Here is a 22,495-nt window from a genome sequence, read left to right as displayed (position 1 = left end):
CCAGATATGGGTTTAAGGGCATCCGATAATAAACGATGTTGGATCGGTTGGTGCTGTGAACGGTACTAATGTTTCAAATGTTGTGGTCGTATTATCCGTTGCAAAGAGAGTCCAGGTAATCGTGTTATTAATTTTATTGAGTACAGCGGTGATTTTTGCGTCAAAGGAACGGGATGGACCGTTATTGATCCGGCCGTTGATGGTTCCCTCTACGATGGCTGTTGTTAGATTATTCTCGCAGGAGATGCTGGTTCTCCGGCCCTGGGTGAATTGGAAGTTGTCACCGTTCGAGGCGTTAAATACAAAGTTGAAATTGTCGACGGCAGGGTTACAAATGCCTTGAATACCTGATCCACATTGCACGACCGTAATATTTAACCGACCCGTATAATCCTCTACGTGACCAAATCGTACAACACGTATACGTGCACCAGGCTGTGCTCCGCCTTGAGTATTTAACCTGAAACGGCATGGACATTCAGGTGGCGGGACCGGACAGTTTAGGTTAACTTGGAAAGGTCCTGCCGTGATGCCGTTTCCAGCTACGGCTGTTGTAGCAGTGAGCTCCACTGGTCCGATTGCTCCCTGATTGGGAGTGATAACGGCAGAATAATTTCCATTTGCATCCGTGATGGCAGGGTTTGGGGATACAAACGCAATACTTGGATCGACTGAGAAGAATACCGCTACCTTTTGGGCGGGTGTATTTCCGCACAGAACTCTACCTGATAATGGGGCTCCATCACAACCCACTGAACCTGCTGGAGGTATTAGGGTAAGGGACTGCCCATCGCAAACAAGGCATTCTGCACGGACAAAGTTCGTATTGCTGGCAGATATTCCTAAGACGACAGCTTCTGCCGTATATGGAACCCCTTCTTGCACCGGAGTGATCGGCTGAACCGTAACGACACTAGAGTAGGATCCATCTGGCCCCGTGACGGGATTCGGTGTTTCGAAATTCAATAATGGACTACTCAAGTTCACGGTTACGCCCGGTACGGGAAGTCCCTGGCAAAGGACACGGCCGGTAATGACTGCACGGCAACTGATCGGCCCAGGGTTATCTAATTCGATGACGGGGTTCTCACAAACGCAGTTCACAGAGGCATTACGTGATTCAGAAGTCACTTCTTCTCCGCCGAACATGGAGGAGGCCTGGATGGTGATGGTCTCTGTCACGTTCAGTCCTGGCTGGATCGTAGCGTTAAAGATCCCATCCGCATTGGTGATGGCAGGGTTAGGATTCACCGTGACGGTACCAGAAGACATGACCGTGAAGAAGACAGGAGTATTGATGATCGGTTCACCATTACAGGTGAATTGGCCGGTGATGGTCCCTCCGTCGCACCCGATTGGAGACAATGGCTGATTTAATGTTAATAATGGATTATTGCATCGAACACAGTCGACAAACACATTACCGGAAGCCGTCACTTCGATACCCGTAAAGGTAGCCGACGCCGTATAGTCTGCTTCCTGTCCTTCTGTGTCAAAATTGATTGTTACCAGAGAAGTGAATTCACCGTTCTCGTTGGTTACAGGATTAGGGTTAATAATATTCAATACGGATGATCCTGTAAGCGCAACGGGTACATTAGCCACAGGCTCCCCGTCACATGTCAGTCTGCCTGACAGAAATCCATTGCAACTGATTTGAGGGGGGCTGTCCAATGTGATTGAGAGATTTTCACAACCCGGACAATTGATTTCGTATTCTACGGGTTCTGAACGGAATGTATTTCCCCCGATTGTAGCTGTTGTCACGATGGTTACGATTTCAAGTGCTCCTGGAAATGGCAGGATGGTAGCTTCATATACTCCATCATTATTCGTTAGCGTGGGGTTTGGGGTTACGATGACTTTACCGGAAGGAGAATCCACTTCGAATCCGATTTCGACATTCGGTACCGGCAATCCTTGACAGGTCACCCTGCCGTCAATTGGGATTCCCGGGCAGGTAACAGCCTGTAATTGGGATGCGAAAGCTTGTACCGTTTCAGGGGAGGTGACAATTAAATTGGAGCAATTGAGGCATTCCACTCTTGCAGTGATAGTGTCGGTGATGGTTTCTTCGACAACGACGGCTCTTGCCGTAATACTGACATTAGGCGTGACAGGGGTATTACGGTCGACAATGACCGTTGTTGAAAACTCTCCCCTGCTATTGGTTACAGGATTAGGATTTTGGAATGTTAGTAAATCTGAAGGCGAGGTAAGATTGACCGTCACGCCTTGTAAAGGACGAAGATCACATCGCACTTTACCACTGATCGTGGCGTCACAGCTGATGGTCCCCAGGTTATCTAAGGTAATGGTGGGGTTTGTACATATTCCCCGTGGAAAAAGTCCTGGACAGCCAGGCGGGAAGATTTGTGTTGAAGCGTTTGATGCTTTCTTTCTCACATCTATCACGTTCCTTTCAAAAAAGTTTATCCCTTCATTATATGTTTTGAAAGATGCGAAGGTTCTCTTTTCTGTCTTTTTAAATCGGAAGTGTAGTATATGAGTTTAATATAAAAGAGTAGAGGAGGAAATACTTCCTCCTAAATGGGGGGCTATCTCAACGCAATGATCTATTATATATTATCTGTTAGACATAGTAGACGAAGAATCGATTGTAATCCTATCCAAAAAGCCGCGAATTTCCCTACATGCCTTCATTTCATTTTGTTTCTTCGAGAACCCGTGTCCTTCATCGTTAAATGTTAAGTAGTTAACATCGATCCCTCTTTGATTTAAATGCTCTATGATTCGCTCCGACTCCTCCGTCTTCACCCTCGGATCGTTCTCCCCGTGGATGATGAACATCGGAGAATTCATATGGTCGATATAGGTAATAGGTGAGTCTCTTACAAGCTTCTCATAGTCTGTTTCAGGATTTCCCACCATTTGATCCATAAGGGTTCTCCAACTTGCCGGAACATTATTTAGGAAAGTTAAAAGATTCGATATGCCAAATATGTCGACTATCCCGCAGAAATACTCAGGATGTCGTCCGGCGAGAAGCAGACTCATATAACCGCCGTAGCTTCCACCCATCGCCACGATTTTACCCTTTTCAGCAAACTCCTCTTGTATGAGCCATTCCATTCCAGCGACGCAGTCGTGTCGAGGTCCTTCCCCCCAGTTCTGTTCAACCATCTTCTCGAATGTTGCCCCGTAGCACTTACTGCCCCGGAAGTTGGGGGCAAAGAGGGTGTAGCCGCTTTGGACGAGGTACTGGAGCACAGGTCTGTAGATCATACGCTCTGCTTTCTGAGGTCCCCCATGTGGCCAGAGGATGGTGATTCCATTGGGATTTTCCGGTTTGTACAGCAGGGCTTCAATTTCCAGACCATCATGGCTTTCGTAGTGGACGATGTCCGGCTTAATCATGTTTCCTTCAGGCACGCCAAGTACTTTGGTATTCGTCACCTGTGTCCAGCAGCCGTTCGTTTCCCTCTTGAAAATGGTATCCGTTTTGTCAGCAGAAATTCCAAGCACATAGAGGTTTCCATTCTTGGTGACTACTATTTTTTTGATAACATCGCAGGGGGTATCGATTCTCTCTCCCTCATCCGAAGACAAATCATAGATATATAGATGATCCCTTACGCCTTTTTCCGCTATGATGACGATCTTATTTGATTGTTGATGGAACCGGATCGAAGTGATTTCTTCTTTATCCAATGTAAAAAGAGGCTGGAATTCATAGGTTGAAAGGTTAAAAGAAGCAAGATATGAAAATTCTTTTCCATAGTTCGTTGTGAAATAGATAAACTCCTTGGTCAAGCAAATGTCCTTGATTGTATGAGCGGTGTGAACATCCGGTACCAGGGGCACTTTACTACCACCAGACTGGTAAAAGGCAGTGGCATGGGTGTTGGAATACGTTTCTGTAAAGACATAAGACCCGTCGGAAGAGGCGGCTGCCACAACGATCGGAACATGTTCACCATTTTGGATAAGGGTGGTATGGCCCGTTTGTAAATCGGTTTTATAAATATTCAACAATGGGTTTTCATGATTGGTAGAGTAGTACATTTCCTGATCTGTAAAGCAGGCGTGATAGCAAGTGGAACCGGATTCCTCTTCATGGAAGGGGATAGGGGTACCTCCTGATATAGGCATGTGATGCAATTGCTGATTCTCATCGCCATCCTTCTCGAAGGTTGCGATGATTTGATTTTGATGAATATGGATGAGGCTGCTATTCTGGTTGATGGTTGTTAACCGATAAGGGAAGAGGTGGGGTAGATCCATTGCCCATAGATTAAAGGTCCCGTTAAGGTTCGTGCTGAACACGAGGGTGTCTTCGTTTTCATTAACAGTGAACGTGCTGATTTCAGTAGTGTGGAAATAATGTTCGACTTCCGTTGCAGTGCGGATAGGTCATTCCTCCTTGGAAATACACTCAGTTATAGGTATATTATTCCATTTGGTGGGAGGATAGGCAAGATAAAATAAATGAGGATGAATTTCAGGAAATGAATCAATCCTGCTACAAGTAGCCTGGATGGAGATTCGATAGGCAATAATCTTACATACTTCTACAACTATTTCCCCGGAAATTGATAAATACTTATACAATTCGACGCATCTTCCGCTTCCATGAACAGGAAAAGGAGCCAGGGGACCTGTCCCATGGCTCCTACAGATTATATCGCCACTTTAATGCTGTACTCTTTCAACCATCCATTCACCTGGATTAAATAATCCAATAAACCTTTTGCACTGGAGTCAGGAAGACTGCTTTCTCCATCTGCAATCTTTCTGACGGCCTCTACATCGATTAACTGGAGAATCGGGGACGTTGAATCATCCAATATATTGTTCATCCACTTCTGGACTCCTGCGAGATACGCATCATCCTTCGTACTAGGATATGCGCTCTTCCGTCTATTCCGCACATCATCAGGGAGATACCCTTCAAACGCACGGCGTAAGATACCCTTTTCAATGTCATCGATATTCTTCATCTCGAACGGAATATTCCACAGGTATTCAACAAGGCGGTAGTCACAGAAGGGTACCCGGACTTCAAAGCCCGTCATCATGCTTGCCCGGTCTTTCCGGTCCAGCATAAATGGAAGGAAGCGGGTGATGAACATATATGACATCCGTCTTTGCTTCGCTTCCACATCGCTTTCCCCTTCTAATACCGGTAGCTCAGCGAGTGCTTCCTGATAGCGCTGCTTTTGATATTCCTTGATGTTCAGCCAATCTTTCAAGTCTTCATTCAGGACACCGGCGATTCCACCGATATTCAGGAGCCACGGGAATACATCGGCATCGAGGAACTTCTCCTGATGGAACCACGGATAACCGGAGAACACTTCATCTGCGGACTCCCCCGACAATGCGACGGTGGCATCCTTTTTCATTTCCTTAAATAAAAGGTAGAGGGAGGTCTCAATTTCGCCGACTCCCGGCAGGTCCCTTGCACGCATAGGGATGAGAAGATTATCTACAAGTTTCTCCGCATCAAATACAATCGAAGTATGGTCCGTCCCTACATGATCTGATACCCGCTTCACCCAAGGTTCATCAAGGTCGCGTCGCAGGAAATCTTCCTTGAAGCTTTCTTCATTGTTCACGAAGTCGATGGAGTAGGTTGGAAGCACTTTGTTTTCCTCCTTGAACTCCTTACCTGCAATCGCTGTGAGTCCACTTGAATCGAGGCCGCCAGAGAGCATGGATACAAGTGGTTTATCTGCGATCAGCTGTCTCTTGACCGTATCTTCAAGCAGACCTCGAATGGTTTGTACAGTGGTTTCAACATCATCCTTATGCTCTTTGCTTTCAAGTTTCCAATATTGGACGGTCTTGCGATCATTTTTTGTGACAGTCATGTAATGGCCGCCGCGAACTTCATATATATCTTTAAAAATGGCTTTTCCTGGTGTCTTCATCGGTCCGAGTCCGAATACTTCAGATAAGCCTTCTGTATCGATTTCTGCTTGAACGTCAGGGTGGGCAAGTAAGGCTTTGATTTCGGAGCCGAACAAGATCTGATCTTCTTTAATCTTATAAAATAAAGGTTTTACCCCCAAATGATCACGACCGAGTATGAGTTTTTCTTTTTCCTCATCCCAAATTCCGAAAGCGAAGATGCCGTTGAAGTGACGGACGCAGTCTTCACCCCATTCTAGGTAAGCCCGCAGTAGCACTTCTGTATCGGAGTTCGTTGTAAATGGATGATTCCTCTCCGTCAGCTCTTTCCGGAGCTCCAGATAGTTATAAAGTTCTCCATTATACGTTAACGCAATGGTGTTTTTTTCGTTTTGATAGAGCATGGGCTGTTTGCCGCCATCCGGATCGATGACAATCAATCTGCGGTGCCCGAGTGCAGCATGACCCTTCAGCCAACTTCCCTCTGCATCCGGTCCACGGTGCTCAATGGCATCGGTCATATTCTTTAAGGTCCGCCCATCATCTGAAAGGTCTCTTGTCCAATCAATCCAGCCTGCAATTCCACACATATTCCATACGCCTTCTTTCTTAGAGTTCATTCATGGTGAGCGCTCACCATGAAATGGATTTTAGTTATTGGCTGTGTCGATCCCTTTTACGGGGTCACGTTAAATGGTAAATCTCTTCTTCGGCGGGCGTCAAAGGATTGCGGCTGACTTCTGAGAAAAAATGTAAAAGGTCATCCATTCCTGTCAGCATACTCCTAAAAAATCATGTCTTTTTCCTTATGAAGTGCAATGTGTTGAGTTGGCTGTTCTGGATGAATTTTTTTCTTTCCTTTATGCCCCAGTCATAGTACATTACTGTTATAAGCATATGTAGAACATCGCTCCCTCTCTCGTGGATAAGTGTTCACATTCTCTTGTCTTATAGAAAGCAGGTCGATTATGAAGGTAGCGGAGAAGTTTTACGAATTTATGAGCGCACGTACATGGCAACTGACAGAGGATTGGTATGATTCCCTTGATAAAAGTGATTCTTCAGGCGTGTATGCTTCAACGGATCCCCATGTGATTCAAACGTTAAAACGGCAAAATCATGAATTTCACGAACGCTTTTGTGTTTTATTTAAAGATGTAGGGCAGGATGCTCTGTCTAACTTCGAACGTTGGATTGAAGAAATTGCCAAGGATAATGAACATTTATCCACGCCTACCCACTATATCCTAAGGGAATTCTTTCGAACACAGGATCAGTATTTAGGAATTTTACAGGAGTTTGTCCGTCAGCATGGTGATGAGTTTCCGTCCGGAAGAATCGATGACTTCAGGGAGCTGATCATAAAAACGTTCAGCATCGTCATCTCCAAGTTTGCAGAAGAGAACTACGAGTATTCCCAGAGGCGCTTAAAAGCGCAGCAGGAAATGATCCGGGAACTCAGCTCCCCGGTCATATTATTAAATAAGAAAACCGGTGTCCTTCCATTAATCGGTGACATCGATACGGGACGGGCAAGGTACATTCTCGAGCACACTCTGGCAGAATGTGTGGACAGGAATGTCGAGCATTTATTCATCGACCTTTCCGGTGTCATTATGGTGGATACCATGGTCGCCCAGCAATTATTCCAGATCATTGACAGCCTAAATTTGATCGGTGTGAAGAGCACCATTTCCGGAATCCGTCCCGAAATTGCCCAAACGGCTATTCAGCTGGGCATTTCTTTTGAAAACATTTCGGTCACCTCAACTCTTGAACGTGCGTTAAACGAACAGATATAGTAGAGTTATAGACAACGAGCGATTATTTGAACGCTCGTTTTTTTTTAAAAATTCTTCATCATATTTTGTTTGAAATCATTTTATATAGGGAATTACCTCCAGTATAGAGTGAATTTGGCAAGGTATGCCCTTGAATAAAATTCACCGTAGAAGGAGGGGGCGCCATGCAATTCGTCAAGATGATCCGTTTCCATCAAAATGGATTCATATGTGGATCACCTGCTAGACATAAGGAGAACAATCCGGTGTTCATCAACCGTGTCGTTCATAATCTGTTTCTTACCAGTCAAACGATATATACGACAGAAATAATCTTTCCAAACGAAGAGGACCGTGATTGGGACGGTTGTTTTTGCTATTTGGAGGAGAATACGATGCAAACGTCAGGTACGAGGACGATTGGTTTCCTTCCCAGGGAAAGCACCATATGGGTGAGAAACATAAGCCACGTCGGTGATGGCATCCCTTATTACAATCGTTCCCTTCATCCATTGGTGGAAGATGAATCCGGTGATGGAGAGAATATGATCACCGATACATGGGTGCAAATGAGTGTAGAGGATGCTTTGGAGCGAACCCGTCTATGGAAGGAGAAGAGTGTCGACCTGCCTGGTTGGGTAACGGAGTGCTATTTGACCGAGCTCCAGGTGAAGAGGTTGATCTATCCTTCCTCGAATGAAAAGGTCATGGAGTTTTGGTTAAGTAAAAATTAACACACTGGAGTGTCTGCCTGTACCATTTTTTTGTTATACTACATAGTAGTTAATCTTACAATCTAAGAGGACCTGAAGTGTAACGATCTTTCGTTCACTATCTATGTACGATATAAAAGGGGAATTCACTTGAAATTTGAAGAATTGAATCCGGATCTCGTGGCATTATGTCAGACAGCCGATCATTTTCACATGGCAGAAACCGTGATCGGCAGTCCATTAAGAGGATTAGATATCCTCTCATTGAAGGGGATAGAACGTAAGAAGAACCTTCCAGTCGACGTGACTAACCTTTTGATCATCTATTTCTTTACAGAGGTGAAAGGCACGGTCTATCACCGGAACGCCCTGGCTAAATTATATAATCACTGGGTATCGAATGAAGTGTTCACCTTTTCTAAAGCACAAGAGATGGTGAAGCTCGATATGCAATCCCAGTTGGGTGAAATCGATCGATTATAATAGTAAGAAGGAGGTCTGGATCCAAGTGATCCAGACCTCTTTTAGTATCAAAAGAACAGGGGAATCAATCAATTTTCAAGAAAAGCATTGTGAAGTATTGGGAATTTTGAAATAATTATGAGTAGGAAAAAGGAAGGAGGGAAGACGGTTATGGCGAAACTGGAAACCGGTCCCGTACCGGTGAGCAGGAACTATGAAAGGGAAATGGAATCGATCATTGCCCGGTTCGAAGAGGAGAAGCATTCCTTCTATGCATTGGCTCGGGTTTACACGAATCATCATCAGGAGATGGAGGATCTTTTTTACCGCTCGCTTATCCGCCTTGAGGGTGAAGGTCGAAAACGGAAGAAGGCTCATTCGGCTGCGGCTACAAAGGTTTTTCTGGAAGAATGCCAAAAGGTATCGGAACCATCTTTGAGTTCAGATGATGATCCCTTTCACCCATTTCATCACCTGGGAGCAGCAGAAAAAGAAGCGGTGGCCTTAGTCTATATGAAAGGGTGCGACCAGGATGACGCCGCCCGTATACTTGATATTCCGATTGATGAAGTGAAATCCCGCTTATTCAGAGGCATACGGAAGTTACGGGAAACGATGGGGAACGGCCCTGAAGTAGAAGGCTGCCACGAATATCAGAAGCATTATCTGGATTACTTAGGAAGAACGATGGATCGACCGGAAAAGGTGGATTTTGAAATACATATATATCATTGCACGGGTTGTCAGGAGGACCTCGCTTCGTTTCAGGAAGTGACCCTCGCCCTTGCCCAATTGGCAGAAGAGACCCATCTCCCGCCAGATGTCATGGAGAGAGTCAGAAAAAGGCTGGATCAAAGGGAAGCACAGAGACAGAAACGGAGTAAGAAACGGAAATCGATCCTTCTTTCCTTCGCAGGATTATTTGTACTCCTGATCGTGACGGGATTTATCACAGGTGGATTTGCTAGTCTCTACTATTCTTACACGGAGGATGATGAACAGCTCCGGGCCATTCTCCAGCACAATCTTGGTGAACGTCTCGACCTGGAGTCGGAGAGTGACGGTGTAAAGGTTACGATCAAGAGTGTTGTCGCGGATGACGTGCAGACGCTCGTCTTTTATGAAGTAGAAGACATGAAGGGGAGAAATCGTTATATGATGAACCCTTATGAAGGGGTCATCATCGAAAACGAATACGATGTCATGAAGAGGGACGAGCAATCCAGTTTCTATTCTCCTCCCCGGGATCAGGAAAACCTACATAATGATAAGAAAAATGTCTATAGGGGAACCATCAGTCTCCAGCCGGTCTCAGTGGACGAGGGGACGATAAAATTACAGATTGTACGACTCATGCAATTAAACGAAGATCCTTCAACCGGCGAATGGATCGGCGGCGGGGAAATGAGATTTGCCGAAGGGGGGTGGAGCTTTGAGATTCCATTCGAAAAGCAGACATCCCGTGTCCATAAGCTGGATAAGAAGATGGAAGTGGCAGGCATACCGGTCCGATTGGATCAAATGACGATCGCGCCAACTGCAACGGTTCTTGAATATAGCTTTCAGGAGCAAGAAAAGGAAGGGCGGATCGACATGATGACCTTTGAGTCGATTGAAGCGAAAGATAAAAAATGGAAGGCGGATCAATTCGGAGGCATGATGTATGGAGGAGCTTCTGATAATGAGGGATGGAATTCCTTTAAAACGGCCTTTGACACGCTTTATTTTGATGATCCTAAAGATGTGACCATCCGATTTGGAGCGGCTCATCTTTTTGTAAAGGATCAAAAAGTCATTGAACTAGATGTAAATAAAGAGTTGCCGGATACGATAGAGTATCTCGGTAACACAATCACCATCGATGACATCAAAATCGGTAGCCCGACACAGGTGACCCTCACACACGACTTGCCGAAAGACCGTGAATATGAAAATGTGAACTATTTATATTATCGGACTGCGGAAGAAGAGGAAGATTACTACTCAATCGGAGTCAGTGGCGGTGATGGCATATTGATGGACAAGGATGGCAAGAAGTATGAGCCGGGTTCATATGAGTACGAGAAACTGGACCAGCCCCGTTACTTTGAAACGGAACAAACCATTGATTTTTACAACGACGGCTCCTCTGATGACGTCGTGCCTACAGAGCTTGTCATCGACGGCTACAGCACCACCAAATACTTGGACGATTCGGTTAAGGTGAAGCTGGATTGACCGCTTGAAGGGAACAGTACCATGCTGTTCCCTTTTTTCTTGATCCACCACCGGAATATCTTCCCCATTCAGAGAAACAATAGGTTTGTCGTCACCAGGGTGACAAAGTTAGTTTTCATCATTCTTGAAACCCCCATGATGGAAGGCCTATCATTAAAATAAGAAATTATTATTTATACATGAAAGGATGAGAGAAGTGGCGCAATCCAATATGAAAGTTGCGGTACAAAAGTTTGGTAACTTCCTCAGTTCTATGGTTCTGCCAAATATAGGTGCATTTATCGCTTGGGGTTTAATTACAGCGTTGTTCATACCAACTGGGTTCTTTCCAAATGAAAGCCTTGCCAAACTGGTGGGGCCGATGGTTACGTACCTGTTACCGTTATTGATCGGTTATACAGGAGGTAAACTCGTACACGACCAGCGCGGTGGGGTCGTGGGTGCCATCGCGACAATGGGTGTCATTGTCGGTGCACCTGATACACCGATGTTCTTGGGGGCCATGGTCATGGGGCCGCTTGGAGCATATGTGATCAAGAAATTTGATGGAATGATCGAAGGGAAGATACGGGCAGGATTTGAAATGCTCGTGAATAACTTCTCGGCTGGTATCCTTGGGGGAATCCTTGCCATTCTGGCATTCTTAGGTGTCGGACCTGCCGTGGACGCATTTACAAGTCTACTCGTTGAAGGTGTTGACTGGCTGGTTGCAGCAGGCCTGCTTCCATTAACCAGTATCCTGATCGAACCAGCGAAGATTCTATTTTTAAATAATGCCATCAACCACGGTGTCCTGTCACCAATAGGTCTTGAGCAGGTTCAACAGGGTGGGAAATCGATTCTATTCCTATTAGAAGCGAATCCGGGACCAGGTTTTGGTGTTCTTCTTGCCTTTATGTTGTTTGGAAGAGGAACAGCGAAACAATCGGCTCCAGGAGCAGCGATCATCCATTTCCTTGGTGGGATTCACGAGATTTATTTCCCTTACGTATTAATGAAGCCGAAGTTGTTCATCTCCGTCATCCTTGGTGGAATGAGTGGGGTCTTCACTCTTGTATTATTGGGTGGCGGACTGGTATCACCGGCATCACCGGGAAGTATCATTGCGATTACAGCGGTTACTCCTCCTGAAGGAATGGCGTACCTTGCCAACTATGCAGCGATCCTTGTCGCAACAGCTGTGTCCTTCATCGTGTCTGCCATCATCTTGAAATCAAGTAAAGCGACAGACGAAGATATCGAAGGGGCAACCAAGAAAATGCAGGAAATGAAAGGCAAGAAGAGTTCCGTTGCCGGTCATGTGAGCAAGGGAACACTGCCTGAAGAAGTTAACAAGATCGTCTTTGCCTGTGATGCAGGAATGGGCTCAAGTGCCATGGGTGCTTCCCTTCTGCGTAAAAAAGTGAAGGCAGCGAATCTCGATGTCAGCGTGACGAACACATCCATCAGCAATCTGCCATCAGACGCTCAAGTGGTCATCACACAGGAAGAATTGACGCCACGTGCGAAAAATAAGCTTCCGAATGCGTATCACATCTCTGTGGATAACTTCCTATCCAGCCCTGAGTACGACAAGCTGATCGCGAGTCTTCAGGACGGGATCACGGATGAGCAGGCAGAGGTTGTCGAAGAGGCAGAGGAAGAGGCGGTTAACGCTGAACCGAATGCAGATCACGATGACGATCTTCTTCTTGAAGAGAACATCTTCATGAATCAGTCATTCTCCACGAAAGAAGAGGCGATCCGTTTCGCCGGGGAAGCTCTTGTGAAAGCAGGGTATGTGGAAGAAAGCTATGTAGATGCTATGATTGATAGAGAAGGAATCACATCTACGTATATGGGTAATAATGTAGCGATCCCACACGGTACGGAAGACGCGAAGAAAGCCGTCATCAAATCCGGATTCACCGTCGTTCAAGTTCCAGACGGCGTCGATTTCAACGGAGAGAAGGCGAAGATGATCTTCGGTATTGCCGGTAAGGATGGAACGCATTTGGAAATCCTTTCAGGTATCGCCGTTGTCTGCTCCGAACAGGAAAACGTCGATAAGATGGTTCAGGCGAAAACGGCCAAAGAACTGAAAGACATCATCAACAGTAACTAGAACAATCATTCAGAAAGGCGGGATTCCTGCCTTTCTGTTCTCATTTGTTTTGAAAAAAGCTCATGCCAGGGAAAGAGGGGAAAGTATGTTTATTACATCAAGGGAAAAATCCATAATCGAATTGATTGTAAAAACATCGGGGAAACATACCGTGTACTCTCTCTCTGCGTTTTTGAATGTGAGCGGAAGAACCGTACAGCGAAATTTGAAATCAATCGAAAGCATTTTAAAGCAGTACCATCTGGAATTGAAAAGGACGGCCAATGAAGGTCTGTTCATCGATGGGAAGAACGAGCATATTTATCGTTTAATACAAAACCTTGCGGATGTGAGTCCGACCGACGAAACACCTGAGGAACGAAAGCTGAATCTCCTGATCATCCTTCTCCATGAAGGGCCATCTTTTAAAAAACAGGTGCTTGCGAGACAGCTCGGAATCAGCGTGACGACCTTGTCTTCTTATCTGGATGAGCTTGCGGATTGGCTTCAGAAGTACGGGATCACCCTGACGAGGAAACGAGGGGTGGGGGTGGAGCTTATGGCGGAAGAAGCCGACAAGCGTCATGCCCTGGCAAGTTTTTTCCTGGTCCATTTTTATGAAGACATCATCGAGACACTGTATGGGATGCAAGAGGGCCATCATCTTGATGAACCGGTTCTCGGTTATTTCAAGCCGGACTATTTACTCGCCGTCGACCAGGTGGTGAATCATCATTTGGCGGACGAGCAGATCACGTTAACGGACAGTGATTATATCGGTCTTGTCGTGCATATCTGCCTGACAGTCCAACGAACCGAAAAGGGATTCGGATTACAGCAAAGGGAACCATCTGAAGAAGGGGCACCCCGGGAGTTTCAGTTGATGGACATGATATGCGGGGAACTGAAACAGCGGCTTTCCGTTTCAATCAACGATCTGGATGTACAATTCTTGACGGTCATTTTGAAAGGATCAAAGGTGCAGGATCCAGAAGTCGTTTACTATGACAGTATCCTCCTTGGGCACCTTATCAAAAATATCATAAAAGATGTTTCGGCAGACCTCCACGTTGATCTGTCCGATGACTTTTCCCTGTTCCAGGGGCTCCTAGCCCATATGGGACCGTCCATCTTCCGCTTGCAGCAGGAACTGGACCTTTTCAATCCCCTGACGGATGAAATCAAGAAAAAGTATCCGGTCTTATTTCTAGCGGTGAAAAAAAGTCTGGAAATGGAGTTTAGGGATATCTCGTTTCCGGATGATGAAGTGGCATTCATCGTCCTTCATTTCGGATCCGCCATGCTGATGAATGAAGAAAAGGTAAATGTCCAAGCCGTGGTCGTATGTCCCACAGGAATCGGGACGTCCAAGATGCTCGCAAGCCGCATCCAGCGGGAGTTGAGCATGATCAACAAGGTGGAAATCCTGTCGATCAAGGATTTCCAGACAGCGGATCTTGAGGAGTATGACATTGTCATTTCCACCGTCAGGCTTCCTTTTACGGAAGTGGAGTATATTCTGGTGAGTCCATTATTGAGTGAGAAGGACATCGGATTCATCCAAAGCTATCTGCAGAATAACGTCGAGAAGCTGACGAGGAAAAAATATTTGAAACCATCACAGAAGTCTGATGGGAAAGCCGAAGTGAGAATGCTCCTTCAGGAGATCAAAGATGTCCATTCCAGCATGGAAGCCATCCTTACCAATTTCCGCGTGTACCGGAAGCAGTCGGCGGGAAATCACGTCAGGATCCTGATTGAAATGGTGGAGCAGGCTTACAGGGACGGACTTCTTCAACAGCCTCGAGTGGTCCTGGACCAACTGTTGGAAAGGGAGAAGAAAGGCGGACTGGGCATCCCGAACACGAATATGGGGCTTTTTCATTGCCGGGATCATAACGTAAATAAGCTGATCTTCCAGGTGGCCCATCTGGATGAACCTTGCAAGATCAAGGGGATGGATGGTGCGGAGATGGAGATGAAGAGCCTTCTCCTAATGCTTGCCCCGGAAGAATTGAGCAGGCGGGAACAGGAAATCCTCAGCCTGATCTCTACAAGTTTAATCGAAGATCATCGATCGATGATGATTTATTCGTCCACGAACGAAGCGATCATTTTAAAGAAATTAGAAGAAATCTTTCTGGACTACTTACAAACTAATTTGATAAAGGAATGATGATGTTGAAACAAGCCATACATTTTGGAGCAGGAAACATAGGCAGAGGGTTTATCGGAGCATTGTTTTCCCAATCAGGTTACCATGTGACCTTTGTGGATATTGCGGAACAAGTGATCAATAAACTGAATGAAGAAGGACGCTATGAGGTGAAGCTTGCAACGGAAACGATGGAAACGGAAACGATCGAGAATGTGTCCGGCCTGAACAACCTTCATCAGGAAGGGGAAGTAATCGATACGATCGTCTCGTCTACTTACCTTACGACGGCAATCGGACCGAACATCCTGCCACGGATCGCACCCCTGATCGCTAAAGGGATCACTAAGCGAGTGGCCTCTTCAGAGGAACCGTTATACGTCATCGCATGTGAAAACCAGATCGGTGCAACAGATATTTTGAAAAAGCATATTTTAGAAAATCTTAATGAAGAAACGGCTGCAAAGCTTGAAGGCAAAGTCTTCTTCTTCAATTCAGCGGTTGATCGCATTGTACCGATGCAGGATCAAGGTTCATTGGACGTCCTCGTTGAACCATACTACGAGTGGGTGGTCGAGACCACGGAAGAAATCCCGCCAGTTGAAGGAATGACGATCGTGGAAGATCTAGCACCCTTCATCGAACGGAAGCTGTTCACGGTGAACACAGGGCACGCCGTCATTGCTTACCTTGGATATCTGCAAGGGAAATCGACCATTGATCAGACATTGGCCGATGACGGAATCGCTGCACAAGTGAAGGAAACGTTGAAAGAAACAGGTGCCTACCTTGTGAAGCAATATGGTCTCGATGAAAACGACCATCTTGCTTATATTGATAAAAACATCGAACGCTTCAAAAACGCCTACCTGAATGATGATGTGACCCGTGTGGGACGCGCGCCGATCAGGAAACTTGGTCCCGATGACCGATTGATCCGCCCGACCACAGAAGCTCAAAAAGCAGGACTTTCTTATTCGTATCTCGCCAAAGCGATTGCAGCAGCGCTCCTGTTCGACAATCCTGAAGACGAACAGGCCATGGAAATCCAGGGCATGATCAAGGAACACGGCCCTGCATATGTTTTGAAAAAAGTGAGCGGACTGGATGCGGATAGTGAAATTGTGGAGGAAGTATTAGTTCAGTATGAAGCATTGAAGAAATAAATGGATGGACTGTCGGATGGGATTCGGCAGTCTTTTTTTATGAGTTTTGACTACGTGTCCTTTCTGTGACATGCCTGAACCCACGCCAATCCTACACCTGAATCAGCCTCGTTATTTTTCAGCGGAAAAAGAAAAAATAAAGATAGAATTCCCCTCATCCCGGGTGTAAAATATATAAAAATACACTCTCATATTTTGACATGCAGGAGGAAACAACCGAATAAAAGATACAGTTATGCCAAAGTTGCTATCGTTTTCCCAGTCTGGAAGATTCAAAGAATGCTTCCACCAATGTAAGAATTCAGAATGTTAAAAATACGATTAGAGGTTGATGAAAGTTGGCAATGAATACGACTGATATAGCTGTAAAGGAACAAACGATTTTTCACCACACGGGGAATAAGATCAAGACCGAAGACCGGGATATCCAGATCATCGTGAAAATGGAGGAGCCCCTGATCGTCGTCCTTGGCAATGTGCTGAGTCATGAAGAATGTGATGAACTCATCCAATTGTCAAAAGATCGGGTCGAGCGCTCAAAAATCGGGAATACCCGGACAGTCGATGGACTGAGAACGAGCAGTTCTGTCTTTTTGGAAGAAAGCCATGACGTCGTGACACGGGTTGAAAAGCGAGTCTCTCAAATTATGAATATACCCGTCGAGCACGGGGAGGGTCTTCAGATCCTGAACTATAAGCCTGGTCAGGAATACAAGGCGCACTTTGATTTTTTCTCGGCATCTGCAAGACCGGTGAAGAATCCGAGGATCAGTACCCTTGTCATGTACCTTAACGACGTGGAGGAGGGCGGTGAAACGTACTTTCCGAAACTTGGCCTGTCTGTCTCCCCGCAAAAAGGGATGGCCGTTTACTTTGAATATTTCTATGATAATCAGGAACTGAACGATTTAACGCTGCATGGCGGTGCACCGGTTGTCATCGGGGATAAATGGGCTGCGACCCAGTGGATGAGAAGGCAGGTATTTAAATAATTAGAAAGGAGGAGTATCCCCAGGGTGGGATGCTCCTCCTTTTTTAGCTAGCGGATTTTACCGGTTTCACCACACCGCCATTCATTCTTTTAACGTTGACGGTGTGGATGATCATTCCTGTGATGATCAGGAGGATGCCGAGGAGAGCGAATCCTGACGGAAAGGGAACGGAAAGGATGGCCGCTTCTCCCATGATGACGAACAGGATCTGGGTCGACTGGGTCGCTTCCACTGCCGCAAGCTTCCCGGGATGATGCCTTGCCATATTCGTCGCAAGAAAAAAGAGGGAAGTCGCAATCACACCTGAGCAAACGGCTACGATAAAGGATTGTGTCACTTGACCAGTGGAGGGGATGCCTACTCTAAAAAACGCATAGCTTCCAAGGATCAGCCACAAGGGAGTACTTGCGATCGTCATTCCGAGCACCCGTTGAAACGTATCAAGCTTCCCTCCGCATACCTCCATCATTTTACGGTTCCCAAGAGGGTAAGCGAACGCTGCGACGATCACCGGTAAGACTCCTGTGATCACTTCTGAAAGAGACAGCCCACTGGCATTTTCCTGTTGAATGAACAGTACCCCGATTAAAATGATCGAGGAAATGCCGAGAGCCCTTTTTTGAATGGAGTGCCTGCGTCTCACAGGTCCTGAAGTGAAAAACAAGGGAGCGAGCAGGATCCCTGCCACAATCGTGAATTGCCACGTGCCCGCAACAAGCCAGCCGGGTCCATATGCTGCCGCATACGTCAAAGGACCATAAAAGAGGACAAACCCGACAAAGCTCCACGTCAGCCACTCGTATGGTTTCTTCTTCATTTCGATCCACACTTGATTTATATTCTTTCGTAAACCTACAATAATGAAAAGGAATGGAAGCATGAACAAAAAACGCAGGGACGAACTCCACATCCAGCTTCCGCCGGCCAGTTCCATGGACCGGTTCAGGATGAAGGTGACGGCAAAGAACATGGATGAAATAATACCGAGAGTCAATTCTTTGATGGGAAGCACTCCTTTCTGATACATATATAGTTTATTTTATATATATTATAAGCGAATACATTTAAAAGAAAAATCCTCAAAAAGGAAGTGAAAATTTATCAACCCTACCCCCGAATTAACGCTCCATCCAAAAACCAATTGACAACCTTTTCAAGAGAATGATATAGTTATGCCAATAAAAAATATACAGTCACTCTCTGATAATAGAGGCGCGAGAATGATGAGTACCTTCTTTGAGAATAATGGATTCCGGGATAAGTTGGGAAAGGCAGATCGCCGAAGCAGAAAATAGCCAATTCTATTTTTTGTTGGGCCAGCATTGAAGAAATGCTGGACTGTCACAATGCAAAAGTTGTGGAGCACTATTGAAGAGATGTTAATACATAGTCTTCATCTTGGTTCCGTAACCTTTGATGGAAAACCGTATGAGCATCTGCTTCATACGGTTTTTTTGTGTTTTTTTAGAGAGTCTAAAGGAGTTAGGGATATGAGTACAGTTGATGTGAATGTTCAAGGGGATTTAACGATTGGTGGGATCGGTACGGGTGATTTGGTGGAAAGATACGGCACGCCACTGATGGTTTATGATGAAGGGATGATTCGCGGGAATGCGAAATTGTTTCGGGATGCATTCAATGAGAGTGGTCTGAAATATCAGGTGGCGTATGCGAGTAAGGCATTTCTTTGTAAAGAAATGGTGCGCCTGGCGGAACAAGAGAACCTCTCCCTGGATGTCGTCTCAGGCGGGGAATTGTATACGGCACTTGAAGCTGGTTTCCCGGCTGCACGGATCCATTTTCACGGCAACAATAAATCCGAAGATGAGCTTCTAATGGCTCTTGAAGCTGAAATCGGCTGCTTTGTCGTCGATAGTTTCCTTGAACTTGAACTGCTCCATGACCTGGCAAAAGAGCGGGAGCAGGAGGTGCAGATCCTGATCAGGGTCACACCGGGGGTGGAAGCCCATACCCACGAGTACATCACGACGGGCCAGGAAGATTCAAAATTCGGATTCAGCATTTCAAACGGACAGGCGGCAACGGCGATTGGACTTGCCATCAGGAAGCCGTATTTCTCATTGCTGGGCCTCCATTCCCATATCGGATCTCAGATCTTTGAACAGGAAGGCTTTGATCAGGCGATCCGGGTACTGTCTGATTTCATGCAGCGGATCCGGATCGATTTGGACGTCATGATGCCTGTCTTGAATATCGGTGGCGGATTTGGTGTCCGGTATACGGAAGAAGACCAGCCTCTGCCGATTCCGACCTATGTCAAAGGGATAACGGATAGTGTGAAAACCTATTTTGCGAAAAATGAATACCCGCTCCCGGAAGTCTGGGTGGAGCCGGGTCGAAGCATGGTGGCAGAAGCGGGCACGACGTTATACAAAGTGGGCTCGAAGAAAATCATCCCGGATGTGCGCACGTATGTGGCGATTGACGGAGGGATGACGGATAATATACGCCCGGCTCTGTATCAGGCGAAGTATCATGCGGTACTGGCAAACCGTCCGAATGAGGAATGCACGGAGCTTGTGAGCATTGCAGGGAAATGCTGCGAGTCGGGTGACATGCTCATCTGGGACCTGATGCTGCCGCCGACGAATTACGGTGATATCCTGGCTGTGTTCAGTACGGGGGCATACGGGTATTCTATGGCGAGTAACTATAATCGGATACCGAGACCGGCTGTTGTGTTTGTGGATAACGGGGAATCCCGGGTCGTGATCGAGCGGGAGACGTATGAGGATCTTGTAAGGAAAGATCGATAGGGAAAAGAGTGGTGGAGTCCAAAGGGGCTTCACCTTTTTTTATGGGATTTTTTGGCTTATTATGGTAATGTAAAGGTAACTTTATCCAATGAATTCGGAGGATCAATCTATGAATCTCAAATCGATCGGTTCCATGGTTTTGAAATTTGTCTTCGTTCTGTTCGGAATCATCCTTCTGACAGGCCTCATCGGTTTGTTCAATGAAGGTGTGGATCTCAGTTTGAAACAATATATGCTCAACATTGTGGAGATATCGACCTCCCTCGTTCATTCTGAATCGATGACCATTACGAATGAATCGAACAACTCATATCCGATGTTCCCGGCCTTCTGGGAGCCGTATTTCTATTCTGTTTCGATTTTTTTGTCTGCTTTTCTTTTATCCATCCTCATGGGCATCTTTCTTGCGTACCTCACACATCTGCTGCCATCCGGCTGGTCAACGTTCATCCTTAGGGCGACTAACTTGCTCGAGTCCACACCCGATATCTTCATCTTGATTGTCATTCAATACAGTGTCATTTTCATCTTGAAAGAGACGGGTGTGCTTCTGTTTCCGATCGTCGGCTCCCAGGAAAAGGTGTATTTTGTTCCCATTGTGACTTTGTGTATTTTACCGACAATCATGTTGTTCCGGATCATCTATTTACTGGTGAGCGATGAATATGGGAAGCCGTATGTAGACCTGATCAAGAGCAGGGGGATGTCCAAACACTCGATTTTCTTCATCCATGTCCTGCGGAATATTTCGTTCAGCTTATTGAATCATTCCAAATCGATCATTCTTTTTCTGTTATCTTCCTTAATCGTATTTGAAAGATTATTTAATATTTATGGCATCACCCACTTCATCCTGTCATTCTCTCAAATGGATGTGATCTGTTTCAGTTTGATCATGTTTTATCTGCCTGTTTTTGTCCTGCTCATCCTCATCAGGCTTTTCGTTGATTGGAAAACAGGTCAGAAGGTGGCGATATGATGTTGAAAAAACTGATGAAGAATCGGTCATTTATGATGGGGTTTTTATTTCTGTTCGGTATGTTTGCCGCAAGTCTTGTTTACTATGTTGGCTGGGGAGATGAGGTGCCGAAGCTGGACCTTTTGAAAAATGAAGAAGGGGAACTTCTCAGTCCTCCGTATTCACCGGCAGAGTATCCACCCCTTGGTACCGACAATTTTAACCGGAATATCTTTCTTCTTATCATTGTTGGGGCGAAATATACCATAGGGGCAGCGATCTTGATCACACTGTGTAGGGTATTGCCTTCGGTGTTCATGGGGTTGGTGCTGCATTTCTACTTGAAACCGTTCAGAAGAATCATTGATAACATTGTGGATGCCGCAAACTATTTTCCGCCGACCTTATTATCGTTCTTATTATTGAATTGGATGCTGCTTGATGGTCCGTTACATCATCCGGAAGGTTTCCCGTATGGTTTTACGGATAAAACCGTTTTTTATCTGGTCATTCTTATCGTGATTTCCCTTCCGAGTCTGACACTGCTATTTACGAATGAATATGACCGGATCATGAGTCACGAGTTTATTGATAGTGCGAAAGTGCTGGGTGCAACGAAGCGTCATTACATCAGGAATCATATTCGCCCCTTTATTCTTCCACAAACCCTTCTCGTGTCGATTCGGGAATTTATGATCATCATGCTGTTGATTGCACATCTTGGGGTATTGAATATTTACATAGGGGGATCATCATTTAAAGTTGACCTTTTTGACAATCCGTTCCTGGTTTCCCTTTCTAATGAATGGTCGGGTCTCCTCGGAGGCTGGTGGCAATTCCTGTGGACGACCTATCCGTGGATTTCTTTCATCCCTGTCGTTTTCTTTACCTTGACGATCCTGTCGGCAAAGCTGATGCTGATCGGGGCGACACAAGTGGTGGAAACCCTAATGGAATACTCAACAGATGAAGGATCAACTGATGAATCTGAAACCACATGCCTAAAAGGCAAAGAAATGTTCCAACTTGTGAAAGAGGCGAAGTGAGAGGCTGTATCTAATGGCCCGTGTTTATAGTCCGGAAAATGGAATAAGGGAGAAGGCAGCGTCTGTCGGGATGCTGCCTTCTTTCTTTTGTGTTTCAAACAGAAATCCCGGTTCAAGCGGAGAGCGGGTGATTTGAACGTTGGTACCATGAAGTTGTTTTACGATTATTTAAGAGGACTTAAGTCTTGTAAGAATGTAATCGATAAGATATTTTTTCGATACTCCCCACTTTTTATCCCACATCCGCCATGAGTTTCTGTACCCGATTTCA

15 protein-coding genes and 1 riboswitch are annotated in these 22,495 nt (G+C 45.7%); of the genes, 11 read left to right on the top strand and 4 right to left on the bottom strand.

The window, feature by feature from the left end:
* Positions 1-12 precede the first annotated feature (12 nt).
* The 3 genes from N5C46_RS09145 to asnB form a co-directional block, all read right to left on the bottom strand.
* The gene (locus N5C46_RS09145) at positions 13-2,406 is read right to left on the bottom strand and encodes a transthyretin-like family protein (protein ID WP_261751785.1); all 2,394 of its coding nucleotides are present in this window, start codon (positions 2,404-2,406) and stop codon (positions 13-15) included.
* Between the two features lie 180 nt (positions 2,407-2,586).
* Entirely contained in the window at positions 2,587-4,287 is a 1,701-nt protein-coding gene (locus N5C46_RS09140; protein ID WP_261751784.1) for a S9 family peptidase, read from the bottom strand.
* Positions 4,288-4,640: 353 nt separating this feature from the next.
* Positions 4,641-6,464: an asparagine synthase (glutamine-hydrolyzing) gene (gene asnB / locus N5C46_RS09135; protein ID WP_261752323.1), complete on the bottom strand. Its 1,824-nt coding sequence runs from the start codon at positions 6,462-6,464 to the stop codon at positions 4,641-4,643.
* Positions 6,465-6,842: 378 nt separating this feature from the next.
* On the opposite strand from asnB, the gene N5C46_RS09130 reads away from it, so the two are divergent.
* The 8 genes from N5C46_RS09130 (at position 6,843) to N5C46_RS09095 (ending at position 17,443) form a co-directional block, all read left to right on the top strand.
* Positions 6,843-7,676, top strand: coding sequence for an STAS domain-containing protein (locus N5C46_RS09130; protein ID WP_261751783.1), 834 nt, complete (start codon positions 6,843-6,845; stop codon positions 7,674-7,676).
* Positions 7,677-7,840: 164 nt separating this feature from the next.
* Complete coding sequence (locus N5C46_RS09125) at positions 7,841-8,389, top strand: hypothetical protein (RefSeq protein ID WP_261751782.1); 549 nt, start codon at positions 7,841-7,843, stop codon at positions 8,387-8,389.
* Between the two features lie 129 nt (positions 8,390-8,518).
* Complete coding sequence (locus tag N5C46_RS09120) at positions 8,519-8,851, top strand: hypothetical protein (RefSeq protein ID WP_051758405.1); 333 nt, start codon at positions 8,519-8,521, stop codon at positions 8,849-8,851.
* A gap of 150 nt (positions 8,852-9,001) precedes the next feature.
* Positions 9,002-11,047 (top strand): DUF4179 domain-containing protein, encoded by a 2,046-nt coding sequence (locus N5C46_RS09115; RefSeq protein ID WP_261751781.1) that lies wholly within the window; start codon positions 9,002-9,004, stop codon positions 11,045-11,047.
* A 196-nt stretch (positions 11,048-11,243) separates the two neighbouring features.
* On the top strand, positions 11,244-13,151 hold the full coding sequence (locus N5C46_RS09110) for a PTS mannitol transporter subunit IICBA (protein WP_272501232.1): 1,908 nt from the start codon (positions 11,244-11,246) through the stop codon (positions 13,149-13,151).
* 85 nt (positions 13,152-13,236) lie between these two features.
* Positions 13,237-15,306: a BglG family transcription antiterminator gene (locus N5C46_RS09105; RefSeq protein ID WP_261751780.1), complete on the top strand. Its 2,070-nt coding sequence runs from the start codon at positions 13,237-13,239 to the stop codon at positions 15,304-15,306.
* 5 nt (positions 15,307-15,311) lie between these two features.
* The gene (locus N5C46_RS09100) at positions 15,312-16,451 is read left to right on the top strand and encodes a mannitol-1-phosphate 5-dehydrogenase (RefSeq protein ID WP_261751779.1); all 1,140 of its coding nucleotides are present in this window, start codon (positions 15,312-15,314) and stop codon (positions 16,449-16,451) included.
* A gap of 344 nt (positions 16,452-16,795) precedes the next feature.
* Entirely contained in the window at positions 16,796-17,443 is a 648-nt protein-coding gene (locus N5C46_RS09095; protein WP_261752321.1) for a 2OG-Fe(II) oxygenase, read from the top strand.
* A gap of 43 nt (positions 17,444-17,486) precedes the next feature.
* Here N5C46_RS09095 and N5C46_RS09090 read toward each other — a convergent pair whose 3' ends face one another.
* Entirely contained in the window at positions 17,487-18,446 is a 960-nt protein-coding gene (locus N5C46_RS09090; protein WP_261752320.1) for a DMT family transporter, read from the bottom strand.
* A gap of 196 nt (positions 18,447-18,642) precedes the next feature.
* Positions 18,643-18,819, top strand: a riboswitch (Lysine riboswitch).
* Positions 18,820-18,933: 114 nt separating this feature from the next.
* On the opposite strand from N5C46_RS09090, the gene lysA reads away from it, so the two are divergent.
* The 3 genes from lysA to N5C46_RS09075 all read left to right on the top strand — a co-directional run bounded on the left by lysA (position 18,934) and on the right by N5C46_RS09075 (position 22,224).
* Positions 18,934-20,220: a diaminopimelate decarboxylase gene (gene lysA / locus N5C46_RS09085; RefSeq protein WP_261751778.1), complete on the top strand. Its 1,287-nt coding sequence runs from the start codon at positions 18,934-18,936 to the stop codon at positions 20,218-20,220.
* Positions 20,221-20,329: 109 nt separating this feature from the next.
* Positions 20,330-21,199, top strand: coding sequence for an ABC transporter permease subunit (locus tag N5C46_RS09080; RefSeq protein WP_261751777.1), 870 nt, complete (start codon positions 20,330-20,332; stop codon positions 21,197-21,199).
* Positions 21,199-22,224 carry an ABC transporter permease subunit gene (locus N5C46_RS09075; protein ID WP_261751776.1) on the top strand — a complete coding sequence of 342 codons (1,026 nt, stop codon included), beginning with the start codon at positions 21,199-21,201 and terminating at the stop codon, positions 22,222-22,224. Before N5C46_RS09080 ends, N5C46_RS09075 begins: the two co-directional genes overlap by 1 nt.
* Positions 22,225-22,495 lie beyond the last annotated feature (271 nt).

This window comes from Rossellomorea vietnamensis (genome assembly GCF_025398035.1).
Classification (GTDB): domain Bacteria; phylum Bacillota; class Bacilli; order Bacillales; family Bacillaceae_B; genus Rossellomorea; species Rossellomorea vietnamensis_B.
Note: the sequence above shows the minus strand (reverse complement) of the source record. Positions and strands in the feature narration are given on the sequence as shown.